Annotated in this window: 18 protein-coding genes; 13 read left to right on the top strand and 5 right to left on the bottom strand. The window is 62.5% G+C overall.

Going from position 1 to position 19252, the window contains the following annotated elements:
• Positions 1–21: 21 nt before the first annotated feature.
• Positions 22–552, bottom strand: a complete 531-nt coding sequence (locus tag ACQ4WY_RS21980) for an isochorismatase family protein (protein ID WP_436505903.1) — start codon at positions 550–552, stop codon at positions 22–24.
• A gap of 41 nt (positions 553–593) precedes the next feature.
• Positions 594–1511: a LysR family transcriptional regulator gene (locus ACQ4WY_RS21975; RefSeq protein ID WP_436505902.1), complete on the bottom strand. Its 918-nt coding sequence runs from the start codon at positions 1509–1511 to the stop codon at positions 594–596.
• A 121-nt stretch (positions 1512–1632) separates the two neighbouring features.
• Here ACQ4WY_RS21975 and ACQ4WY_RS21970 point away from each other — a divergent pair, with 121 nt between their 5' ends.
• Genes ACQ4WY_RS21970 through mmsB form a run of 3 tightly spaced genes read left to right on the top strand, consistent with a single transcriptional unit; the run spans position 1633 to position 5286 of the window.
• Positions 1633–2850, top strand: coding sequence for an ABC transporter substrate-binding protein (locus ACQ4WY_RS21970; RefSeq protein ID WP_099664452.1), 1218 nt, complete (start codon positions 1633–1635; stop codon positions 2848–2850).
• A gap of 17 nt (positions 2851–2867) precedes the next feature.
• Entirely contained in the window at positions 2868–4382 is a 1515-nt protein-coding gene (locus ACQ4WY_RS21965; RefSeq protein WP_436505901.1) for a CoA-acylating methylmalonate-semialdehyde dehydrogenase, read from the top strand.
• Positions 4383–4392: 10 nt separating this feature from the next.
• On the top strand, positions 4393–5286 hold the full coding sequence (gene mmsB, locus ACQ4WY_RS21960; RefSeq protein ID WP_436505900.1) for a 3-hydroxyisobutyrate dehydrogenase: 894 nt from the start codon (positions 4393–4395) through the stop codon (positions 5284–5286).
• Here the strand turns inward: mmsB and ACQ4WY_RS21955 are convergent.
• A complete protein-coding gene (locus ACQ4WY_RS21955) occupies positions 5283–5681 on the bottom strand; it encodes a DUF1090 family protein (protein WP_436505899.1) in 399 nt (132 codons plus the stop codon). The genes mmsB and ACQ4WY_RS21955 overlap by 4 nt on opposite strands.
• 136 nt (positions 5682–5817) lie before the next feature.
• Here ACQ4WY_RS21955 and ACQ4WY_RS21950 point away from each other — a divergent pair, with 136 nt between their 5' ends.
• From ACQ4WY_RS21950 to ACQ4WY_RS21925, 6 genes are all read left to right on the top strand, one after another.
• Positions 5818–6660 carry a tetratricopeptide repeat protein gene (locus ACQ4WY_RS21950; RefSeq protein ID WP_436505897.1) on the top strand — a complete coding sequence of 281 codons (843 nt, stop codon included), beginning with the start codon at positions 5818–5820 and terminating at the stop codon, positions 6658–6660.
• The gene (locus ACQ4WY_RS21945; protein ID WP_436505896.1) at positions 6657–7658 is read left to right on the top strand and encodes a tetratricopeptide repeat protein; all 1002 of its coding nucleotides are present in this window, start codon (positions 6657–6659) and stop codon (positions 7656–7658) included. Before ACQ4WY_RS21950 ends, ACQ4WY_RS21945 begins: the two co-directional genes overlap by 4 nt.
• Positions 7659–7726: 68 nt before the next feature.
• On the top strand, positions 7727–8941 hold the full coding sequence (locus ACQ4WY_RS21940) for an AGE family epimerase/isomerase (RefSeq protein ID WP_436505895.1): 1215 nt from the start codon (positions 7727–7729) through the stop codon (positions 8939–8941).
• The gene (locus ACQ4WY_RS21935; RefSeq protein WP_436505894.1) at positions 8938–9870 is read left to right on the top strand and encodes a carbohydrate kinase family protein; all 933 of its coding nucleotides are present in this window, start codon (positions 8938–8940) and stop codon (positions 9868–9870) included. Before ACQ4WY_RS21940 ends, ACQ4WY_RS21935 begins: the two co-directional genes overlap by 4 nt.
• 262 nt (positions 9871–10132) lie before the next feature.
• The gene (locus ACQ4WY_RS21930; RefSeq protein WP_436505893.1) at positions 10133–10615 is read left to right on the top strand and encodes a KGG domain-containing protein; all 483 of its coding nucleotides are present in this window, start codon (positions 10133–10135) and stop codon (positions 10613–10615) included.
• Between the two features lie 134 nt (positions 10616–10749).
• Positions 10750–11202: a hemerythrin domain-containing protein gene (locus ACQ4WY_RS21925; RefSeq protein WP_436506096.1), complete on the top strand. Its 453-nt coding sequence runs from the start codon at positions 10750–10752 to the stop codon at positions 11200–11202.
• A 54-nt stretch (positions 11203–11256) separates the two neighbouring features.
• On the opposite strand, the gene ACQ4WY_RS21920 is transcribed toward ACQ4WY_RS21925, so the two are convergent.
• Positions 11257–12315, bottom strand: a complete 1059-nt coding sequence (locus ACQ4WY_RS21920; protein ID WP_436505892.1) for a LacI family DNA-binding transcriptional regulator — start codon at positions 12313–12315, stop codon at positions 11257–11259.
• Positions 12299–14212, bottom strand: coding sequence for a glucokinase (locus ACQ4WY_RS21915; RefSeq protein WP_436505891.1), 1914 nt, complete (start codon positions 14210–14212; stop codon positions 12299–12301). The genes ACQ4WY_RS21920 and ACQ4WY_RS21915 overlap by 17 nt, the downstream gene beginning before the upstream one ends.
• Positions 14213–14558: 346 nt before the next feature.
• Here ACQ4WY_RS21915 and ACQ4WY_RS21910 point away from each other — a divergent pair, with 346 nt between their 5' ends.
• From ACQ4WY_RS21910 to ACQ4WY_RS21895, 4 genes are all read left to right on the top strand, one after another.
• Positions 14559–15878, top strand: a complete 1320-nt coding sequence (locus ACQ4WY_RS21910; protein WP_436505890.1) for a maltoporin — start codon at positions 14559–14561, stop codon at positions 15876–15878.
• Positions 15879–16123: 245 nt separating this feature from the next.
• A complete protein-coding gene (locus tag ACQ4WY_RS21905) occupies positions 16124–17377 on the top strand; it encodes an ABC transporter substrate-binding protein (protein WP_086143001.1) in 1254 nt (417 codons plus the stop codon).
• Positions 17378–17490: 113 nt separating this feature from the next.
• Positions 17491–18375: a carbohydrate ABC transporter permease gene (locus ACQ4WY_RS21900; protein ID WP_086140640.1), complete on the top strand. Its 885-nt coding sequence runs from the start codon at positions 17491–17493 to the stop codon at positions 18373–18375.
• Positions 18372–19247, top strand: a complete 876-nt coding sequence (locus ACQ4WY_RS21895) for a carbohydrate ABC transporter permease (protein ID WP_034757607.1) — start codon at positions 18372–18374, stop codon at positions 19245–19247. Before ACQ4WY_RS21900 ends, ACQ4WY_RS21895 begins: the two co-directional genes overlap by 4 nt.
• Positions 19248–19252: the final 5 nt, after the last annotated feature.

The raw sequence follows: 19252 nt of genomic DNA, 5'->3' as shown, positions 1-19252 counted from the left end.
TGGTCTATTGCGTGAGAATGGCTATTTGATCAGCGCCAGCACCTCGCGGAAACGCGGGTGCTTGCAGTCGCGTAGCCATTCAAAGGCCAGCATCTCCACCGTCACCAGATGCGCACCGAGCTTGCCCAGGCGGGCCAGCGCCGCATCGCGGCTGGAGGCCTGGCGTGAGCCGACGGCGTCGATGGCGATGATGACCTCGTACCCCAGCTCCAGCAGGCCGATGGCCGTCTGCAGCATGCACACATGGGCTTCGCAACCCGTGACGACGATCTGCCTGCGCCCTGCGGGCAGGATGGCTTGCAAGCCATCGGCACAGGCGCCGAAATGCGTCTTGTGCAAGGTCCGTTCGCACAGGGCGGCGATCTCTTCCACTTTCGGCCCCAGCCCCTGGCGGTTCTGTTCCGTGCCCAGCACGGGCACGTCGAGCAGGCGGGCGATCTTTGCCAGGCGCAGGTTCTGTGCCAGCACCAGGCCGGCATCGTGGATGGCCGGCATCAAACGGCCTTGCAGGTCGACGATGACCAGTACGGCCTGGCTTGCATCCATCAGCATGGCATTCTCCTTTAATCAGTAATGGCGACAGTGTAGCTTGCTCAGGCCGGCCAGCTGGGCGTGGCCGTCTCGCCCATCAGGTAGGCATGATTCAGGTCGATGGCGGTGCGCAGGTAATTCCACAGGGCGCTGACCCGCGCGATGTTGCGCCGCTCGCTGGGCGAGATCATCCAGAAGGCGCGCAGCAGGTCGATGTCGCCGTCGAGCACGGGCACCAGTTCGTTCGACTGCTGGGCAACGAAGCAGGGCAGGATCGCCAGCGCCTGGCCCGCGCGCGCCGCGTGGTACTGGGCGATCACGCTGGTGCTGCGAAACGCGCGCAGGGAATCGGGCGCCACATTGTCCATGTAGCGCAGCTCGGCGCTGAAGACCAGGTCGTCCACGTAGCCGATGATCGGGTGCTGCGCCAGTTGCGCCACGCTGGTGATCGGTGCGTGGCGCGCCAGGTAGCCTGGTGTGGCGTACAGTTTCAGGCGGTAATCGGACAGCTTCGTCACGACATACGGGCCGGACAGGGGCCGCTCGATGGAAATGGCCACGTCCGCCTCGCGCTTGGACAGGCTGACAAAGCGGGGTACGGCGATCAGGTCCACGCTGATGTGCGGGTATCTCCCGCAAAACTGCGCCAGGTGGGGCGCCAGCACGATGGCGCCGAAGCCCTCGGTAGCGCCCAGGCGCACCTGGCCCGACAGCAGCCGGTTGTGTTCGCCCAGTTCCTCGGTGGCGGCAAACACCGTGCTTTCCATGGTTTCCGCGTATTCCATCAGGCGGTGGCCTTCGGGCGTCAGCTGGTAGCCCACGTAGTTGCGGTCGAACAGCTGCGTGCCCACCTGCTCCTCGAACTTGCGCATGCGCCGCGACACGGTGGAATGGTCGATGCCCAGCTTTTTCGCCGCATCGACGAGGCCGGCGCTGCGCGTCAGTTCCAGGAAGACCCGTACATTGTCCCAATCGAGCATGGCAACCCCTCTCTGTGCATTTTTGCAAAGGAATTATGCATTAATTTCACTTGAGTGCATATTTTTACACATGCAGAATGCATCTAAACATATAAGAAAACCCATTCACCTGGAGACACGCATGAAAAAAACCGTTCTGGCCATGGGCGCGCTGGCGCTTTCCCTGTCTTTCACCGGCGCACACGCGCAGATTTCCGACGGCGTCGTCAAGGTCGGCATCCTGACCGACATGTCCGGCCCATATTCGGCCATGGGCGGGCGCGGCTCCGTCGTCGCCAGCCAGATGGCCGTCGAGGATTGCCTGAAGGCCGAATGCAAGGGCATGAAGATCGAGATTCTCTCGGCCGATCACTTGAACAAGGCCGACATCGCCGCCTCCAAGGCGCGCGAATGGATAGACCGCGACAAGGTCGACGCCATCGCCGATCTCACCAATTCCTCGGTGGCGCTGTCCGTGCAAAAGCTCATGAAAGAGAAGGGCGGCATCGCCATGTTCAGCGGCCCGGCCACGGGACGATTGACGAACGAAGATTGCTCGCCGAATGGCTTCCACTGGATGTTCGACACCTATTCGCAGGCAGCCGGCACGGCGGCGGCGCTGACGAAACTGGGACAGAAATCGTGGTACTTTGTCACCGTCGATTATGCGTTTGGCCACTCGCTGGAAAAGGATGCCAGTGAAGTCGTCAAGCGCAATGGCGGCACCGTGCTGGGCGCCGTGCGCCATCCGCTGAACGCCTCGGATTTCTCGTCCTTCCTGGTGCAGGCGCAAGGCTCGAAGGCGCAGGTGATCGGCCTGGCCAACGGCGGCGCCGACACGGTGTCCGCCATCAAGCAGGCGCGCGAATTCCGTATCGGCAGCGGCAAGGACCAGCGACTGGCCGCCTTGCTGGTATTCCTCTCTGACGTGCACGCGCTGGGACTGGAAACGGCGCAGGGCCTGGTCTATGCGGATGGTTTTTACTGGGATTACGATGACCGCAGCCGCGCCTTCGCGAAACGCTTCGAAGCGCTCAACAAGGGCGCCAAGCCGACCATGGTGCAGGCGGGCGTGTATTCCAGCGTGTATCACTACCTGAAATCGGTGGCGGCCGCGAAAAGCGACGACTCGAAGATCGTCGCCCAGAAGATGCGCGAGCTGCCCATCAAGGACGCCGTCATGAACAACGCCTCGATCCGTCCCGACGGCCGCGTGATTCACGACATGTATTTGGTGCAGGTGAAAACCCCGGCCGAATCGAAAGGCGCGTGGGACTACCTGAAAGTGCTGTCCACCATCCCCGCCGACCAGGCCTTCAAGCCGATGGATGCGGCCGCGTGCAACCTCGTTAAAAAATAACCACGGAGTCTCAAACCATGAACCAAGCACTCACACCGGTCACCGCCATCCCCCTGCACATCGGCGGCAAACACCACGCATCAATCAGCACCGAGTGGCGCGATGTCGTCAACCCGGCCACGCAGGAAATCGTCGCCAAGGTGCCGTTTTCCACGCCCGATGAAGTCAATCTGGCTGTCGCCACGGCCAAGGAAGCCTTCAAGACCTGGCGCAATACCCCGCTGGCCGCGCGCATGCGCATCATGCTCAAGTACCAGCACCTGATCCGCGAAAATATCGGCGCATTGGCCGAATTGATCACGCGCGAACACGGCAAGACCTTGCCCGACGCGGAAGGGGAGGTGATGCGGGGCCTGGAAGTGGTGGAACATGCGTGCTCGATCGCCACCCTGCAGCTGGGCGAAATTGCGGAAAACGCGGCCACGGGCGTCGATGTCTACAACATTTACCAGCCGCTGGGCGTGGGCGCCGGCATCACGGCGTTCAATTTCCCCGTCATGCTGCCGTGCTTCATGTTCCCCATCGCTATCGCCTGCGGCAATACCTTTGTCCTGAAACCGTCTGAGCAGGATCCGTCATCGACCATGTACCTGGTCGAACTGATGTACCAGGCGGGCTTGCCTGCCGGCGTATTGAACGTCGTGCATGGCGGCGCCGACGTCGTCAACATGCTGTGCGACCATCCCGATATCAAGGCCGTGTCCTTCATCGGCTCCACCCACGTGGGCACGCATGTGTACCGCCGCGCCAGTGAATCGGGCAAGCGCGCGCAATCGATGATGGGCGCGAAAAACCATTGCGTGGTGCTGGCTGACGCCAACAAGGAACAGGCGATCAATAACCTGATCGGCGCCGCTTTCGGCGCGGCAGGCCAGCGCTGCATGGCCAATTCCGTCGTGGTGCTGGTGGGCGAGGCCCGCTCCTGGCTGCCGGAAATCGTCGCCCGCTCGCAAGCGCTGAAAGTGGGGCCGGGCAGCGACCGCGAGGCCGACCTGGGGCCGATGGTCTCGAAAGCGGCCATGCAGCGCGCAGAAAAACTGATACAGGCGGGCGTGGACGAAGGCGCGCAGCTGCTGCTTGATGGCCGTGGCCACAAGGTGGCGGGCTACGAGGGCGGCAACTTCATGGGGCCGACGATTTTCTCGAAGGTGGCCGCGTCGAATTCCGTCTACACGCAGGAAATCTTTGGCCCCGCCATGTGCGTCGTCGAGACGGATACCCTGGACCAGGCCATCGCCTTCATCAACGCCAACCCGAATGGCAACGGCACCTCGATCTTCACCTCGTCCGGCTGGGCGGGGCGCAAGTTCCAGAACGAGATCGACGTGGGGCAGGTGGGCATCAACGTGGCCATTCCCGTGCCCGTCGCCTATTTCAGCTTCACGGGATCGCGCGCCTCGAAACTGGGCGACCTGGGCCCGAACGGCAAGCAGGCCTTGTACTTCTGGACGCAGACCAAGACCGTCACGGCGCGCTGGTTCGCCCCGGACGACGGCGGCAGCGGCGTCAATACCACCATTTCGATGAAATAAGGAGGAGGCGATGAGCAGCAATATCGTTTTCATCGGCCTCGGTAACATGGGGCTGCCCATGGCGCAAAACCTGGTGCGCGCCGGCCATGCCGTGACGGGCTTCGACTTGCTGCCGGCCAGCGTGCGGCAGTTTGCCGATGGCGGCGGCCTGGTCTCCGATGACCAGGCTGCGGCGATAGGCGCGGCCGACATCGTCATCACCATGCTGCCGGCCAGCCGCCACGTTCTCGGCGCCTACCTTGGCGAAGCGGGCATCCTGGCGCAGGCGCGGCCCGGTACCCTGCTGATCGACTGTTCGACGATTTCCACCGAGGCGGCGCGCCAGGTGGGCCGCGCGGCGCAGGAGCAGGGCATGCCCATGCTGGATGCGCCTGTGTCGGGCGGCACGGCGGGCGCCACCAATGGCACCCTGACCTTCATGGTGGGCGGCGAAGAGTCCGCGCTGGCGACGGCGCGGCCTTACCTGGACGTCATGGGCAAGGCCATCTTCCACGCAGGCGGTTCGGGTTGCGGCCAGACGGTCAAGATCTGCAACAACATGCTGCTGGGGATACTCATGATCGGCACCAGCGAAGCGATACGCCTTGGCGTGGCCAACGGGCTTGACCCGAAGGTGGTGTCGGACGTGATGGCGAAAAGCTCGGGCCGCAACTGGACCCTGGAGGTGTACAACCCGTGCCCGGGTGTGGCCGAGAACGTGCCCGCGTCGCGCGGCTATACGGGCGGCTTTGGCGTCGACCTGATGCTGAAAGACCTGGGCCTGGCCGTGGAAAGCGCGCTGGCCAGCGGCGCTTCGGTGCCGCTGGGCGCCCTGTCGCGCAATTTATATAGTTTGCACAGCAAGGCGGGGGCGGGGGCGCTGGATTTTTCCAGCATCTACCAGATGCTGGGAGATAAAGCTTAAGGCTGTTGGGCCTGCAGGGCGGCCAGTTCCGCCTTGGCTTTTTCCAGTTTTCCTTCCAGCTTGGCGATTTTCTTCGGTTCCTTGTTGGCTTCCTGGGCCAGGCGCAGCGAACGCTCCGTCTGGTTCACCTTCGCCTGCGCCTTCAGCACCTTCTTGTTATGGCGTTCGACCAGCACGTTGTCGCGGCAGTGGGCGTTGACTTCGTCGAGCGCGCGCGTGAGGCCCGCGACCTTGTCGGACAGGCCCTGTTCCTGCGCCTGGTGCAATTCGCTGCGGATGCTTTCGCGTTTGGCGGCGCAGCCGGCCAGCTGGGTCTCGGCGGCGCTGGCAGTGGTGTTGGCGCTGGCGGCGAAAGCGACGAGCAAGGTCAAGGCGGTTTTCGATAGGTGATTCATGGCGCTCCTGGGCAGGTTGGTCTAGTTGATGCAATGTAAGCCCGCTGGCGTGCCCTGTCAAACTTCCCGTGCAGTGCGCGCCTCCCGTGCGGAGCATCGGCTACCATGCGTGTTTTCTTTTTCCCGACACCGTCGCATGCCCAAGAAATTACTATTGCTGATCCCTTTTCTCCTGCCGCTGCCTGTCCTGGCGCAAACCTCGCCCACCTTGCTCGATCTGCAGCTGATCGCCATCGAGGCCAGGGCTGATGTGGCTAGCCATAGCCCGGAAAGCATCGCCGAGTTTGCCGAGGCGCAGCGTGCCGCGCAAGCGGGCGATGTGGAGGCGCAGCTGGAACTGGCCCGCATGCTGCAGTTGGGCGTCGGCACGCCGCAAGACACGGCGCAGTCGATGGCCTGGATACGCAAGTCGGCCGAAGGCGGCTATGCGCCGGCGCAATCGGCTTTGGGGCTGGCTTATGCCGTGGGCGGCAAGGTGCCCATCGACCGCGTGCAGGGCGAATATTGGCTGCGCAAGGGCGTGGCGCAAGGCGACGAACTGGCGCAAACCATCCTGGCGCTGGAATTCATCAACGGCGACAGCAGTCCTGAAGAACAGGCCTTGGCCTTGACGTGGTTGAAGGCGGCGGCACTCGAACAGCACTTTGTGACTGCCTATAACGCGCTGGGCGAGCACCTGATGCGCGCAGCCACCGATGAGCAGCAACGTGGCGAGGCCATTGCCTGGTATCAAAGATCGGCGCGTGAAAAGGAGCCGGCCGGTATGCGCAACCTCGCCCATGCCTATGAGCTGGGCCTGGGCGTGAAACAGTCGGACAAGTGGGCCCTGATCTGGTACGAGCGGGCCGGATGGAGCGGCGACCTGCCGGCCATGCGGCGCATGCTTGACGTGTATGTCAAAGGCGAACTGGGACAACAGGCGAACGCCGAAGACGCGGCTGAGTGGCGCGGCAAACTGGCCGGGAAGGAAAACAAATGAAAACCATCCTGTTTGTATTCAGCCTGGCGCTGGCGCAGCCCGTGCTGGCGCAGCCAGCGCCCGCCAAGGAACCGCGCCAGCATCCGGCCCTGGTCGAATTCGATATGTCCGGCCTCGACGACGTGCGCGCAAGGGTGCAGGCCGTGATCAAACGCCCGGCCGATCTGTCGCCAGACAAGGTCGCCGCCTTCGAGAAGGCGCGCCTGGCTGCCGAAGGGGGCGATACGGTCGCCCAGCTGGACCTGGCGCAGATGCTGCACGGCGGCGAAGGCACGCCGCGCGACGTCGACGCCGGCCTGGCGTGGTTGAAAAAATCGGCCGAAGGCGGCTATGGCCCGGCGCAGGCTTTCCTGGGCGTGGCCTACACGCTGGGCCAGGGCATGGCAATCGACCGCAAGCTGGGCGAATACTGGTCGCGCAAGGGCGCCGCGCAAGGTGTGGAACTGGCCAACTTCACGGTGGCCATGCACTTCGAAAATATCCACAGCAGCCCGGAAGAACAGGCGCATGCGCTGCACTGGCTGAAATACTATGCCGAAAACGGCTTTATTTACGCCTACAATGAAATCGGCTACCGCCTGATGATGACTGCCAGGGACGAGGCGCAGCGCAAGGAAGCGTTCACCTGGTACATGCAGGCGGCCAAGGTGCTCGACCCGCCCGGCTTGAACAATGTCGCGTACTCGTATGAAGTGGGGCAGGGCGTGCCGCAGAGCGACGAGGCGGCCCTGGGCTGGTATGAAATGGCGGCCATCGCGAAAAGCCCGCCGGGGCAGACGGGTTTCGCGCGGCTGCTGGAGCAGGGGCGTGGCGGCCCAACCCGGCAAGGACCGGCGCCCAAGCCCTTCGCGCTGTACCTGCTGGCGGCGAAGCAGGGCGACGCGGAAGCCATGGAACGGTTGGTCAAGGTGTACGATGAGGGCGAGCTGGAACAGGCAGCCGACCCGGCGCAAGCCGCACTGTGGCGCGAAAAGCTCAGACTGGCCAAGACTCCCTGACTGGGCATGACGGAGTGGAGACGGCATGCTATCATCATTGTTATCGATAACAATATCATGAGAGACCCATGAATCCCGATTTCCGCTCCAGGGAAATGCTCGAAAAGCATATCCTGCACACGATGAACTTTTATCACCCGCGCGCCATCGATGCGAGTGGCGGCTTTTATCACTTCTTCCTCGATGACGGCACGGTGTACGACGCCAGCACGCGCCATCTGGTCAGCAGCACGCGCTTTATCTTCAATTACGCCATGGCTTACCGCCATTTCGGCGACGACGATTACCAGGCGGCCCTGCGCCACGGCGTGGCCTTCTTGCGCGACGTGCACCGCGACCCGGCCACGGGCGGCTACGCCTGGCAACTGTCGTGGAAGGACGGCGTCAAGACGGTGGAAGACGGCGCCAACCACTGCTACGGCCTGGCCTTCGTGCTGCTGGCCTATGCCCACGCGCTGCACGCCGGCATGACGGAAGCACGCGCGTATCTGGACGAGACTTTCGAATTGATGGAGCAGCGTTTCTGGCTGCCCGAACACGGCCTGTATGCGGACGTGGCCAGCGCCGACTGGGCTACCCTGGATGGCTACCGGGGCCAGAACGCCAACATGCATGCCTGCGAAGCCATGCTGGCCGCTTTTGAAGCGACGGGCGAAGCGCGCTACCTGCACCGCGCCGAAACCCTGGCGCACAACATCACCGTGCGCCAGGCGGGCCTGGCGAACGGCATGATCTGGGAACACTACAGGCCCGACTGGTCGATCGACTGGGACTACAACCTGCACGACAAGAGCAATATCTTCCGTCCGTGGGGCTACCAGCCCGGCCACTTCACGGAGTGGGCCAAGCTGCTGCTGATCATGGAGCGCCACGCCAAGTTCATGGCCGGTCCGTCCGACTGGCTGCTGCCACGCGCGCGCGCGCTGTACGACACGGCGCTGGCCAAGGCCTGGGATGGCGCGCATGGCGGCATCCACTACGGCTTCGGCCCGCAGGACGAGATCTGCGATGACGACAAATACTTCTGGGTGCAGGCGGAAAGCTTCGCCGCCGCCGCCGTGCTGGCCGCGCGCACCGGAGACGAAGCCTACTGGCAAAGCTACGACAAGATATGGGATTACAGCTGGACGCACTTCGTCGACCATGAACACGGCGCCTGGTACCGCATTTTGACGCCGGAGAACGCCAAGATCAGCAACGAGAAAAGCCCGGCCGGCAAGGTTGATTACCACACCATGGGCGCCTGCTATGAAGTGCTGAACGTGATGGGCGGTGCAGCATGAGCGCCACCGCTTTTCCCTCTTTCCCTGCTTTTGTGTCGGCCGGCGAAGCGCTGACGGACATGCTGCGCACGGGCGCGGACTCCTGGAGCAGCCAGGTGGGCGGCTCGACCTGGAACGTGGCGCGCGTGATGGCGCGCCTGGGCGTGCCCAGCGCCTTTGCGGGCGGCGTCAGCCTCGACGTCTTCGGCGACGCTCTCGCGCAAGCGACCGACGTGGCGGGCCTGGACATGCGCTTTTTGCAGCGCCATGCGAAGTCGCCGCTGCTGGCCATCGTGCACGAACTGCATCCGCCCACCTACTACTTCATCGGCGACGACAGCGCCGACCTGCATTTCGACGCGTCGCTCTTGCCGGCCGGCTGGATGCAAGGGGCGCAATGGGTGCATTTCGGCGGCATCAGCCTGGCGCGCGAACCGCTGGCGGGCAAGCTGGTGGCGCTGGCGCAGGAACTCAAGGCGGCTGGCGTGAAAATCAGCTACGACCCCAACTTCCGCATCATGATGGATGAACGCTACGACGCCACACTGCGCCGCATGACGCAGCTGGCTGACGTGATCAAGGTGTCGGATGAAGACCTGGCGGGCCTGTTCCGCAATGACGACATCGATGGCGCGTTTGCCATCCTGCGCAGCTGGAATCCGCAAGCCACGTATTTGTATACGCGTGGCGCGCAGGGCGCGGCGCTGTACCGGGGTGAGCAAACATGGCAGGCGGCGCCACCCGTCATCGAGGTGGTCGACTCGGTAGGGGCGGGCGACGCCAGCATCGGCGGCTTGCTGTACAGCCTGATGTATCGGCCCGATGCCGACGGCGGCGAGCATTTGCGCTTTGCCGTCGCGGCGGGCGCGGGCGCCTGCCTGGCCGCCGGCGGCGCGCCGCCGTCGGTGGAACTGGTGGAGTCGCTGATGGCGCGCACCGAACTGGCCTGATCCAGGCCTTTGCCCCCCGCCGCCGGTGAAAGGCTGGTGGGGCGGAAGCTGTTTATTCAAGCTTTTATGTCTCGCTGCAAGAGAGCATTCTTGGCGAGACTATTTTCCGTGGCAATCGATAAAATTCCCTTCTATTTTCCTACCCTGCAAGGGGTGAATGTCCTACATGCATGTTCTTTTGTCTAGCCTAACATTTGAGTCTCGGTTCCGTGATTTTTGTTGATCATGGCACTGTCACTTTAAACTCAACAGGAGATATACCATGGCTAACAATCAAGGAAATCAAGACGGCAACCAGGGTAAGAATCAAGGTGGAAAAGAGCGTGGGTCGGACTCGGGCAGTGATTCGGCACGCGGTTCCTCCGGTGGTTCAGGCAAACAATCCTCCAGCGGATCGAACAGCCAAAGTGGCGATACCGGCAACCGCGGCTTCGCGTCCATGGACCCGAAACAGCAGCGTGAAATCGCAGCAGAAGGCGGCCGTGCGGCCCATGCGTCTGGCAATGCGCATGAGTTCACCTCGGAAGAAGCGCGCGCCGCTGGTGCGCAAAGCCACAAAAACGATGGCAGCCGCCAGAGCGATGACAAAGAGGGCGGTTCCGGCAAATCCGCTTCGTCAGGCAGTTCGCGTGGCGGCACGCCCGAACAGGATGCCGAAGGTGGTCGTCAGACTCACAAAAATGACGACAACAAGCAGAGCGGCAAGGGCGGTTCGGGCGGGCAGTCGGGTAAGGGTTCGCGTTAAGTCGCGCTGACATTCCATCGTTCGATTTATCGCAGCGCATTCCCCATGCGCTGCTTTTCTCTGGAGAAACCACCATGGCCACCCAATCATCTCAGGCAGCTCCCGTTTCCCAAAAAAACGCAGGCATGCCCGATATGGACGCGATCGAAATGCTCACGCAAGACCATCAAGCCGTCAAGGAACTGTTTGAACAGTATGAAGCGTTAAGCGACAGATCGCTCGTCAGCAAGCGCAAGCTGGCGCTAAAAATCTGCCTGGAATTGACCAAGCATGCGACGGCAGAAGAAGAAATTTTTTATCCGGCCGTGCTTCAGGCTAGCCGGGAAAATAAGGAACTGGTCGACGAGGCAGTCGTCGAACACGCCTCAGCCAAGGAGCTGATCGCGCAAATTGTCGCCATGGCTCCCGGCGAAGATTTGTATGATGCGAAAGTCAAGGTACTGTCTGAACAGATCGAGCATCATGTGAAGGAGGAGGAAGAGGAAATGTTTCCGAAAGCGCGTGAAGCACAGCTTGACCTGCTTGCCTTAGGTGGCGAGATTGCGGCGCGCAAAGCGGAAATAGCATTGCCCGAGATGCAGGACTGAGCAACTTGCACCAGTGTGGAAGAGCGGGTGTTGGCCCTGCCGTCGGTGCACAGCTTAGCGTGCCAGCCCCGACGATGCCCGCTCTACCAGGGTAAATTCCATCAAATGATGCGTGGCCGGCACGGTTTCTCCCGCGCGGCGCTGGCGTATCTCGTCGATGACGAGATTGACGGCGGCGCGCGCCATGTCGGCGATGGGCTGATGGATAGTGGTCAGCTCGGGCCAGACGGTGCTGGCGACGGGCGTATCGTCGAAGCCGCACACGCTCAATTCCGCCGGCACCTGCAAGCCCATGCCGTGCGCCACGGCCAGGGTGGCGGCGGCCATGTCATCGTTGCTGGCGAAGATGGCGCTCGGGTGCGGTTTTTGCGCCAGCAGCTGGCGCGCCGCGTCGAGCCCCGAACGATACGTAAAGTAGCCTTGCGCCACCCTGTGCGGCTGCACCTGCAAGCCCGCTTCCCGCATGGCGTCCTCGAAGGCCTGGCGGCGCAGCAGGGCGGGCGTGTGCGCCGGATCGCCTTCGATGAAGCCGATGTCGCGGTGGCCCAGCGCGAGCAGATGGCGCGTCATGGCCAGCGCGCCTTCGTAGTCGTCGATGCGCACGGCCGAGACGCCGGGCGAGGGGCGGGCCGTGGCCACGGCGATGGCGGGGATGCCCATCTGATTCAGCTGCGCCAGCACTTCCGGCGAATCGCACAGCGGTGGCGGCACCAGGATGCCATCCACGCCGGCCGCCACCAGGCAGGCGATGCCGGCGCGCTGGCTTTCCAGGTCTTCGCAGCGTTCGAGCAGCAACTGGCCGCCGCCCTGGCGGCATTGATCCATGGCGCCGACGAGGAATTCGCTGAGGAAGGCCGCGCTGGGGTTGCTGTACAGCAGGCCGATGCGCAGGGTGCCCGTGCGGGCCGCCCTGGCCGCCAGGTTGGGCTGATAGTGCAGGCTGGCGATCGCCGCCTCGACCTTGTCGCGCGTGGCCGTGCTGACGCTGGCGCGCCCGTTGATCACGCGCGACACCGTCATGGCCGATACGCCGGCCACGCGCGCCACGTCATGCACGGTGGCGCCGCTGGCTGTGTCGGGGGCGGCGTGCGCCGCCTTATTCGAGGTGGCCACCGAATTTCAGCTTGCCGCTGATGCGCATGCCGTGCAATTGACCTTCTTCCAGTTCGGCGGCGCTGGTGCGCTGCGCCGTGTCGCGCCGCGCCAGTCCCACCGACAGGATATCGAGCATCATCAGCTGCAGCAAGCGCACGATCATGGGCACGAAATTAAGGTTGCCCTCCGGGTGGTTCAAGGTCAGCAGCACGTCGGCCAGCTTGGCCAGCGGCGAGCCGCTGGCCGTAATCGCCAGCACGCGCGCGCCGCAGCCCTGCGCCACCTTGACCGTGCGCAGTAGCTCGGGCAGGGCGCCCGAGCGGGAAATGACGAGCGCGACGTCGCCCGGTTTCAGCATGGCGGCGCTCATTTCCTGCGCCTGCGGATCGGCAAAGAAGCTGCTGACGATGCCCAGGTTGAGCAGCTTGTGCTGCATGTCGTCGGCCACCACGCGGGCGCTGCCCACGGCCAGCAGTTCCACGCGCTGCGCGCCGCGCAGCAGTTCGATGGCGGCCGTCAGTGCTTTCACGTCGAGCATGTCGCGCAGGGCCAGCGCGGCCGAGGCGTTATTGCCCAGCACCTTGCGCGCCAGTTCGGCGTCGGAATCTGAGATCTCCACATGGCAGTGCGCCACCGTGATGGCGCCGCCCGTCAGGCCGGAAGCGAGCTTCAATTTGAAGTCGGCCAGGCCCTGCACGCCGATCGAGCGGCAAAAGCGCATGACGGTCGGCTGGCTGACGCCGACCCTCTGAGCGATTTCGGCGATCGGCAGGGTCAGCATGGCGTTTGGTTCCTTGAGCACCCAGTCGGCCACCTTGCATTCCGAGGGGCTCATGCGCCCGCGCGCCTGGCGCACGGATTCGAGCACGGGCGCGCCGGAATGGGCGCGCTTGAGTTTTTGCGCCAGGATGGCGGCGATGCCCAGGAAAGTGGGCAATTCGGCCGTGATCAGAAAGGTGGGAATCTGCGCCAGGTATTCGTTCAGGCGGCCCTTTTGCTCGAAGCGGGCACGGAACTGCGACTGTTCGAACAGGGGGCCCAGGCGCGGCACGATGCCCCCGCCTATATAGATGCCGCCCAGCGCGCCCAGGGTCATGGCCACGTTGCCGGCGATGGAGCCGAGGATGGCGCAGAAGCAGTCCACGGCTTCGAGGCACACTTCGCATTCATTGCTCAGGGCGCGGCAGGTGATGTCGGCCGCCAGCAGCGGCAGCGCGTCGGGCTTGCCGGCGCGTTCGGACAAGGCGCGGTAGATCAGTTCCAGGCCGCGCCCGGAGGCGAGGCGTTCGGCCGAGACGTGCGACAGTTCGCGCCAGGCGAAGGACAGCACGTCCATTTCGCGCTGGTCGCAGGGCGCGAAGCTGACGTGGCCTCCTTCGCTGCCCAGCGCGATCCAGCGGTCTTCTGCGGGTATCATGCCCGACACGCCCAGGCCCGTGCCCGAGCCGAGCAGGCCGATGACGCTGTCGGCGCGCGCCATGCCGCCACCGATCTGCAGGCGCTGGTCGGGCCGCAGATAGGGCAGGGCCATGGCCAGCGCCGTGAAGTCATTCACCACCAGCAGGGTGTCTAGGCCCAGCGCGGCGCGCATCGCCTCGATCGAGAAGAACCAGTGGTGGTTCATCATGCGGATATTGTCGTCGTCGATGGGATTGGCGATGGCGATCGCCGCATGGCGCACGCGCGCCGAACCGGCGGCGCGCGCCTCGCTGCTATCCATGTACGCGGTGATGGCGTCGAGCAGCGAAGCGTAGTCGTCGCAGGGCAGCACGGCTACCGCTTCCAGGTGACCCTGGCGCGTTTCGAGCACGAAGCGGGCGTTGGTGCCACCGATGTCGGCCAGCAGGCGTGGCCCTTCACTGAAACGCTCCGCCGGATCGCTGCCTGCTACTTCCATTTTCTCATCAATTTTCATGGCGGTGCCTAGTCTCGTATGCGTGCGCTGTCATGGCGGCGCACTGTCGTTATGGCAAAAACCAAGGATTTTAATTCGTATACGTGTCGCGTGCCGAAAAAAGCGGGGCACCCGCGCAAATGCTTGCCCGCAGCGCCAGAAACAGGTGGCGCCAGCTGAAAAAACAGGGCAGTCAACTCGCCTTTTAGTACGCAAATAAAGTGTCGCAGAGTCGTCGTAGGATTACAACATAATATGTTGATATTTGTTCGTAGTATAGTTACTATGTCCCTGCTGGAAAGAATTCTGGCCAGTACATTCGGCCACGAATGACTAGATAAAAAATAAATTACTGAGGAGACTTACCATGCTGCATCGCACCATGTTGAAGGCCGTGTTGAAAACGCTGCCAGCTGCCATCGTCTTAGCCATCGCCAGCGGTTCCGCTGCCGCCGACCCCATGTACCCAGGTGATGCCGAAGGCTTCCACGGCTACCTGCGCGCTGGCGCCGGCAGCAATACCTCGGGTGGTGGCGGTTCCCAAGGCTGCTTCGGCCTGGGTGGCAATACCATGAAATACCGTCTGGGCAATGAGTGCGACGCCTACACGGAATTCGGCTACACCAAGTCCGTTGCCAAGTCCGGCGGCGTGAACTACCTGGCCACCATCTGGGTCAACGCCTACGCGCCGAATTCGGATTTCGGCGACAACAAGCTGGGCATCGTCAAAGCCTATGTCGAAGCGCAGGGACTCGACTTCCTGAACGGCGGCACGGCCTGGGTCGGTAAACGCTTCTACTACCGTCCTGACATCCACATGCTGGATCTGCAATACATCAACATGAACGGCACGGGCGCCGGCCTGGACCGCATTCCTGCCGGCCCTGGTAAATTCTCGTATGCCTTCTTCAAGGACCACGACATCGCCGAGCGCGATGACGACAAAGGCACGCGCAGCGGCGTACCGGGTGCTTACCTGGGCACCAAATCGGCCGTGCGCCAGAACTTCATCTACGGTGAAATTCCCGTCAATGAAAACGGCACCCTGGACCTGGCCGCGACCTACATCATCGGCGAAGGCAAGGATGACGCCATCCTGGGCAAGCGCAATAACGGCTGGCAGCTGTCGGCCTTCCACCGGCAAGGTAAAGTGTTTGGCGGCGGCAACACCTTCGGCGTGCAGTACGGCGTCGGTCCTGGTGTCGGTGGTGCTGGCAACGGCCAGTTCGGCGCCTCGGGCGACACCGGCTTTGGTTCGGACCGCAAACGCACGCGCGTCTTCAATGACATGGCGATTCAGCCGATGGCCAACTTCGGCATGGAATTCGTCGCTCTGTGGCAAAAAGACGAGTCGAACGCCAACGGTTCGTCGACCTGGACCTCGGTCGGCGTGCGTCCTGTGTACGCGTTCACCGACAACTTCAAGCTGGTGGGTGAACTGGGTACGGACCGCGTGACGCAAGCGGGTGGCCAGCCAGCCAAGCGTTTGACCAAGCTGACCATCGCACCGACGATCTCCGCCGGCCCTGGCCTGTGGTCGCGTCCTGAACTGCGCGCTTTCGTGACGTACGGCAAATGGAACGATGCGGCTACCGCCTCGGTCAACGCGTCGAACAACGGCGGCCCGATCTATAACAACAATACTAGCGGCACGTCCTATGGTTTCCAAGTGGAAACTTGGTTCTAAGTATGCAGGCGTTGTCAGTCTAGATCAACCTGGCGCATCCTTCGCGGATGCGTTTTTGGCGCCGTCCCGTGATATAAATACAATGTAGGCATGTCATGGATCACGGCGCCGTCTTTTCACTGAAGATGATGCCCGTTTGCAAGCGGGTCTGAGCACAAGAGCGCCGGTACAGGCGCAGATTTCACCTTTTTCGGCCCCCGTATGCCGAAGCCCCCTAAAAGCTTGATCAAAAAAGGAATGTGGAGATGAAACTGAAATTCAAGATTACCCAACTGGCCGCATTGACCACCCTGGCATTCGCTGGCAGCGCCTTTGCGACCGACGTGGAAGTGTTGCACTACTGGACCTCCGGCGGCGAAGCGAAGTCCGTGGGCCAGTTGCAGCAAATCGTGAAGGAAAGCGGCTTTGGCTGGAAAGACTTCGCCGTGGCTGGCGGTGCTGGCGAAAACGCCGCGACCGCGCTGAAAACCCGCGTCATTTCCGGCAACCCGCCAACGGCCGCCCAGATCAAGGGCCCGTCGATCCAGGAGTGGGGCGCGGAAGGCGTGCTGGCCAATATCGATGATGCCGCCATTCCAGGCAAATGGGATGCCGTGCTGCCGAAAGTCGTCGCCGACATCATGAAATACAAGGGCCACTACGTTGCCGCTCCCGTCAACGTCCACCGCGTCAACTGGATGTGGGTCAATCCGGAAGTGCTGAAAAAAGCCGGCGTGGCCACCACCCCGACCACCTGGGACGCGTTCTTCGACGCGGCCGAGAAAATCAAGAAATCGGGCGGCATCGCGATCGCCCACGGCGGCCAGCCTTGGCAGGACGCCACCGTGTTTGAATCCGTCGCGCTGGGCGTGGGCGGCACGGAATTCTACAAGAAGGCCATCCTCAAGCTGGACCAGAAGGAATTGACCGGCCCGACCATGCTCAAGGTGTTCGACACCCTGGGCAAGGTGAAGACCTACATCGACAAGGATGCGGCCGGCCGCGACTGGAATCTGGCCACCGCCATGGTCATCAACAACAAGGCCGGCTTCCAGTTCATGGGCGACTGGGCCAAGGGCGAATTCACGGCTGCCGGCAAGGTGCCGGGCAAGGACTACCTGTGCGTGGCGGCTCCTGGCACGGACAAGGCCTACACCTTCAACATCGATTCGTTTGCCATGTTCACGCAAAAGGATGCGAATGCGAAGAAAGGGCAGATCGCCCTGGCCAACGCCATCATGAATCCGAAGTTCCAGTCGATCTTCAACCTGAACAAGGGTTCCATCCCTGTGCGTTCCGGCGTTTCCAAGGACAAGTTTGACGCTTGCGCCCTGAAATCGATGGAAGACATGGACGCCACCAACAAGAACGGCGGCCTGGTGCCATCGTTCGCCCACGGCATGGCGCTGCCATCGGCCACGCAAGGCGCCGTGACCGACGTCATCGCCAAGTTCATGAATACCAACATGAGCTCGAAAGACGCGGTTGCCGCCCTGGCCAAAGCGGCAAAAGTGAAGTAAGCACGACGGCGCCGGCAGTCCCGCCGGCGCCCGCTGCATCGCATGCATCGCAGGCGCCCGCCCTGGCGTTCGACCAGGCCGGCGCCACACGCAGTTCTCTCTACGGCTCTCCTATGTCCATACGCAAGCAATTCGACCGATGGATACCGCAGATGGTGTTGGGCCCCACGCTCATCGCCAGCCTGGTATTCGTCTATGGTTTTATCTTTTTGACCGGTTGGCTGTCGCTGACCGAATCGCGGCTGATGCCGAACTACGAGTTCGCCGGCCTGGTGCAATATATCGAGCTGTTCGACAACGAGCGCTGGTGGACCTCGCTCAAGAACCTCGGCATCTTTGGTGTCCTGTTCATCGGTTGCAGCATCGCCATCGGCCTGTTCCTGGCCATCCTGCTGGACCAGAAAATCCGCGCCGAAGGCGCGCTGCGCGCCATCTACCTGTATCCGATGGCGCTGTCCTTCATCGTCACCGGCACGGCCTGGAAATGGATGCTCAATCCCAGCCTTGGCCTGGAAAAGGTCATGCACGACTGGGGTTGGACTTCGTTTACCTTCGACTGGCTGGTCAATTCCGACATGGCCATCTACACGGTGGTGATCGCCGGCGTATGGCAATCGTCGGGCTTTGTCATGGCCCTGTTCCTGGCCGGCTTGCGCGGCATCGATGATGAAATCATCAAGGCGGCACAAGTCGATGGCGCGTCGCTGCCGACGATCTATTGGCGCATCGTGATTCCCGCCATGCGCCCCGTGTTCTTCAGCGTGCTGCTGATCCTCGCGCATATCGCCATCAAGAGCTTCGACCTGGTCATCGCATTGACGGCTGGCGGACCTGGTAATTCCTCGTCCGTGCCGGCCATCTTCATGTATCAGTTTTCCTTCACCCGCGGCCAGCTGGGCCTGGGCTCGGCATCGGCAATGATGATGCTGGCCACCATCGTGGCCGTGCTCGTGCCGCTGATGTACCTGGAAACGCGCAGCGCAAAGGCGATGAGATGACACACACTCCTACACGTAACAACAAACTCACCCTGGGACGGGTGGTGCTATACCTGCTGCTGATTCTGTTCGCGGTCTACTACATCGTGCCCCTGTACGTGACCCTGTCGACGTCGTTCAAGTCGCTCGACGAGATCCGCAGCGGCAACCTGCTGGCCTTGCCGCACGTGTGGCAATTCGATTCCTGGTCCAAGGCCTGGTCTTCGGCCTGCACTGGCGTTACCTGTGACGGCATGCAGCCGTTCTTCTGGAACTCGATCAAGATGGTGATTCCCGCCGTGCTGATCTCGACCTTCCTGGGCGCCTTCAATGGCTATGTGTTCGCGCACTGGCGCTTCCGCGGTTCGGAAATCCTGTTTGCCGCCTTGCTGGTGGGCTGCTTCATTCCGTTCCAGGTCGTGATCCTGCCGATGGCGCGTTTGCTGGGCGAATTCGGCCTGGCCAATACGACGACGGGCCTGGTCTTTGTCCACGTGGTGTATGGCACGGCCTTCACGACCCTGTTCTTCCGTAACTACTACATCGGCGTGCCGGAAGAACTGATCAAGGCGGCGCGCATCGACGGCGCCGGCTTCTTCCTGATCTTCCGCAAGATCGTGCTGCCGATTTCGGGTCCGATTTTTGTCGTTTGCATCATCTGGCAATTCACGCAGATATGGAACGACTTCCTGTTCGGCATCGTCTTCGCCAGCGGCGATTCGCAGCCGATCACGGTGGGCTTGAACAACCTGGTCAACACGTCCACGGGCGTGAAGGAATACAACGTCAACATGGCTGCCGCGGTGATTGCCGCGCTGCCGACCCTGCTGGTCTATCTGGTCGCAGGCCGTTATTTTGTGCGCGGTCTGACCGCAGGCGCAGTCAAAGGTTAAGGAAA

The organism is Janthinobacterium salmonicoloratum, assembly GCF_051380845.1.
Taxonomy (GTDB): Bacteria; Pseudomonadota; Gammaproteobacteria; order Burkholderiales; family Burkholderiaceae_D; genus Janthinobacterium; species Janthinobacterium lividum_F.
This window is presented reverse-complemented; position numbering and strand designations above follow the sequence as displayed.